The sequence below is a fragment of the Pseudonocardia sp. genome (assembly GCF_050246655.1).
Lineage (GTDB): Bacteria > Actinomycetota > Actinomycetes > Mycobacteriales > Pseudonocardiaceae > Pseudonocardia.
Genome location: NZ_JBFWVQ010000219.1, coordinates 1 through 4,387, shown reverse-complemented (window position 1 = coordinate 4,387; position 4,387 = coordinate 1). Strand labels below are relative to the sequence as shown.

The window sequence follows — 4,387 nt, the reverse complement described above, 5'->3', positions numbered from 1 at the left end:
TCCCGCTGTCCGGCGAGCGGATCACGATCGGGCGCTCCGAGGAGAACGACGTCGTCCTGTCCGACGACGGGCAGGTGTCGCGCGTGCACGCCGTTCTGGAGCCGCTCGCGGGCGGCTGGAGCGTGCGCGACGTCGGTTCCAGCAACGGCACGTTCGTCAACGGCAAGCGGCTGGCGGGGGAGGTGCGCCTGGCCGCGGGCGACGAGGTCCGCGTCGGCCGCACGCGGATCGTGCTGCGCGGCAACCCGTCCGCGAAGGACCCGGGAGTCACCGAGACGACGGTGCTCCCGCCGCAGCTCACCCCCCGTGAGCGGGACGTGCTGGTGGCGCTCTTCCGGCCGATGGCCGCGGGGGAGATGTTCGCCGAGCCGGCGTCCACCCGGGCGATCGCCCAGGAGCTGTGGGTGTCGGAGGCCGCGGTGAAGCAGCACCTCCTGCGGCTCTACGACAAGTTCGGCGTCGTGGACGGCGAGCGGCGCCGCACGCGGCTGGCGAACGAGGCCATCCGTCGCGGCGCGATCAGCCTGGCCGAGGTCCGGGCGGCGCCGGCCCCCCCTGGCGCGGCTCCCACCTCGTAGTCCGGCCGCACGTCGGCCGTGATCGCCAGGACCGGTACATGGCGCCCACCTGTGAGCGCCGGCACCACCACCGGCGACCATGGTGGTGCCTCCACCGCCCACCGCATGTCACGGGGCGGGGGGAACCGGCTCCTGCGACCCGGCCGCCGCAGGCAGCGCGATCCGTTCGACGGACTGCTCCAGCTCCTCGTCGAGGTCCGCCTCGTCCGGGCGCACCCGCAGCACGCCGAGCGTCTCCGGCGCCTCGGTACGCAGCGCGTCCGCCGGGACGACCAGCAGGCCCGACGCAGGCAGGTCGCCCGTGGCGCGCACGTCGATCCCGCGTCGGCGCAGCGCCTCGACGGCCGCCGCCGCCTGGCGGGCCGCACGCCGACCCTCGGTCGCACCGACGGTGAGGACGCCGCGGCGGGCGAGCGCGGCCTGCGCGGCCAGGCGCAGCGCCCCGCGGCCGCCGGCACCACCGTCGAGCAGCACGGTGACGTCGCTGATCTCGCCGACGACGTCGAGGTCGGCGTCCGCGCCCGGCCGCACCAGCACGAGCGCGGCCGAGAACACCGTGCCGGGGGCGCCCTCCTCCGCGGGCACCTCCGGCGCGACGACGACGTCCGCGTCGACGGTGCGGGCCAGCTCGGCGAGGCCCGCGAGCGGGTCCGGGGCGAAGCGCGCGACCACCGAGCAGTGCACGTCGCCGGAGGCCTCCAGCTCGCGGGCGAGGCGGCGCAGCTCGTCGCCTGCGGCGGCCATCATCGCCAACTCGGCGCCGAGCCCGCTCGCGACCTCCAGCTGCACCTGGGCGGGCAGCAGGCGGGCCAGCACGATCCGGACGGGCCGCTCCGCCCCGGCCATCCGGCGGCCGAGTTCGGCCATGGCGCGGGCATGCGGGCCCTCCGGGACGGACACGAGGACGGTGTAGGCGTCGACGTCGCCCAGCTCGGCACGGTCCGCGGCATCCAGCTCGCGCTGCAGCACCCGGTCCGGGTAGACGATCTTCAGCAGCGGCCCGGTCATCATCGTGGTGACGAGGGCCATGAGCACCATGATCGTGAACATCGCCGGACCGAGCAGCCCGAGCTGCACGCCGACCTGCAGGATCACGATCTCGGTGAGCCCGCGGGTGTTCATCAGCAGGCCGATCGCGGTGGACGAGCGCCGCGGCATGCCCTGGGTGCGGGCGGCCACCCCGCCGCCGATCACCTTGCCGACGATCGCGACGACCAGGATCAGCCCGAGCTGCCAGATGCCGTCCGCCCCGATCGAGCCGACGTCGACCTGCAGGCCCGCGACGACGAAGAACACCGGCAGCAGCAGGAGCAGGCTGACCTGTTCGAGGCGTTCGAGGATGGCCCGGGTGAGCCCGGCGGCGCCGCGACGCGGCATGATCGCGCCGAAGACGAAGGCGCCGAAGATGGCGTGCACGCCGATGATCTCGGTGAGCCAGGCGGACAGGAACAGGCCCACCAGGATCACCGCGAGCATGTCCGGGGTGAGTCGCCCCTCGCGGTCGTACCAGCCGACGAGCCGGGCGAGCAGCGGGCGGACCACCAGGAACGCCACCAGCGCGAACGCGAGCGTCAGCCCGAGGATCCGGGCGACGCCCGCCATGTCCCCGCCCGCCGCCACGGCGACGACGACGGCGAGCAGCGACCACCCCAGGACGTCGTCGATGGCGGCGCAGGCCAGGGCGAGCACCCCGATGGGCGTGCGCTGCATCCCGCGCTCGGTGAGGATGCGGGCGAGCACCGGTAGCGCGGTGATCGACAGCGCGACGGCGAGGAACAGCACGAACGCGAGCATCGGGACCGGTCGGCCGTCGACCTCGGAATGCCAGGGGTAGACCAGCACGGCCGTGCCGATGCCGAGCGCGAACGGCAGCGCGATCGAGCCGCCCGCGATGGCCCCGGCGGCCCGCCCGCGGCCGCGGATGAGCGAGAGATCGACCTCGAGCCCGACGATGAACATGAACAGGGCCAGGCCCAGCTGGGCGATGACCGACAGGTAGGGGCGGACGTCGGGTGGGAACAGCAGCGTGTCGAGATTGCCCGGGAGCGCGCCCAGCAGTGTCGGGCCCAGTGCGATGCCCGCCACGATCTCGCCGATCACCGCGGGCTGTCCGATGCGCCGGAACAGCTGCCCCATGATCCGAGCCGCGGCGACGACGATCGCCACGTCCAGCAGGACGTAAGGAATGATCTCCTTCAGGCTCACGACCTTCTCCTCACCGAGGCCCCCTCGGGGTCGCGCAGAACCGGGGGACCGCCGATCGGGCCGGTCCGCCGGGGATGCTAGCGACGGCAGGTGGCGGTGAGGAAGCGTGCCCTCCCCCGTTGCCGGCGGGGGTGTTCCCCCGGGCTTCCCGGAACCGGGAAGACCGGCCGCGAGGGTGCTCGCTACCCTTCGACGGGTGCTGACCAGGATGTCGTCGCTGTTCCTCCGGACCCTGCGCGAGGACCCGGCCGACGCGGAGGTGCCCAGCCACAAGCTGCTGGTCCGCGCCGGCTACGTCCGGCGCGTCGCGCCGGGGGTGTACTCCTGGCTGCCGCTGGGGCTCAAGGTGCTGCGCGCGATCGAGGAGATCGTGCGCGAGGAGATGGACGCCATCGGCGCCCAGGAGATCCAGTTCCCCGCGCTGCTGCCCCGCGAGCCCTACGAGGCCACGAACCGGTGGACCGAGTACGGCCCCAACATCTTCCGGCTCAAGGACCGCAAGGGCGGCGACTACCTGCTCGGGCCCACCCACGAGGAGCTGTTCACGCTGGCCGTGAAGGGCGAGTACAGCTCGTACAAGGACTACCCGGTCATCCTGTACCAGATCCAGAACAAGTACCGCGACGAGGCGCGGCCCCGCGCGGGGATCCTGCGCGGGCGGGAGTTCCTCATGAAGGACTCCTACTCGTTCGACCTCACCGACGACGGCCTCGCCGAGTCCTACCGGCTGCACCGCGAGGCGTACACGCGGATCTTCGACCGGCTCGGACTGCGCTACGTCGTGGTCAAGGCGACGTCGGGCGCGATGGGTGGATCGGCGAGCGAGGAGTTCCTCGCCGAGGCCGAGACGGGCGAGGACACCTACGTGCGCAGCCCCGGCGGGTACGCGGCGAACGTCGAGGCCGTGACCACCACGCCACCCCCCGAAGGGTCGACGGAGGGCCTGCCCGAGGCGCAGGTGCACCACACCCCGGACACCCCGACGATCGAGTCGCTGGTCGAGTTCCTCAACGGGGCCGGGCTCGGGCGCACCTTCACCGCCGCCGACACGCTCAAGAACGTGCTGGTCAAGATCCGCAGGCCGGGCGAGACGGAGTGGGAGCTGCTCGCCGTGGGCGTGCCCGGCGACCGCGAGGTCGACATGAAGCGGCTGGAGGCGGCGCTCGACCCCGCCGAGGTGGCGCTGCTGGACGAGGCGGACTTCGCCCGCAACGGCTTCCTCGTCAAGGGCTACATCGGGCCGGGGGCGCTCGCCGCGAACGGCGTGCGCTTCCTCGTCGATCCCCGCATCGTCACCGGCACGGCGTGGGTCACGGGGGCCGACAAGGCCGACCACCACGTCGTCGACCTGGTCGTGGGCCGCGACTTCACCCCGGACGGCACGATCGAGGCGGCCGAGGTCCGCGAGGGCGATCCCGCCCCGGACGGCAGCGGGCCCCTCGCCGCCGCGCGCGGCATCGAGATCGGGCACGTGTTCCAGCTCGGCCGCAAGTACGCGGACGCGCTGGGCCTGGACGCGCTCGGCCCGGACTCGAAGCCCATCCGGATCACGATGGGGTCCTACGGCATCGGCGTGTCGCGGCTGGTCGCGGTGATCGCCGAGC

The 4,387-nt window shown here is 73.4% G+C and carries 3 protein-coding genes; 2 read left to right on the top strand and 1 reads right to left on the bottom strand.

The features are described 5' to 3' along the window. Positions 1-578: FHA domain-containing protein (locus AB7J25_RS30355; RefSeq protein ID WP_428514781.1), on the top strand; the 578-nt coding region annotated here is incomplete at its 5' end. A gap of 108 nt (positions 579-686) precedes the next feature. On the opposite strand, the gene AB7J25_RS30350 is transcribed toward AB7J25_RS30355, so the two are convergent. Further along, the gene (locus AB7J25_RS30350) at positions 687-2,783 is read right to left on the bottom strand and encodes a cation:proton antiporter (protein ID WP_428514779.1); all 2,097 of its coding nucleotides are present in this window, start codon (positions 2,781-2,783) and stop codon (positions 687-689) included. 196 nt (positions 2,784-2,979) lie between these two features. Here AB7J25_RS30350 and AB7J25_RS30345 point away from each other — a divergent pair. Continuing rightward, positions 2,980-4,387: proline--tRNA ligase (locus AB7J25_RS30345; RefSeq protein ID WP_428514777.1), on the top strand; the 1,408-nt coding region annotated here is incomplete at its 3' end.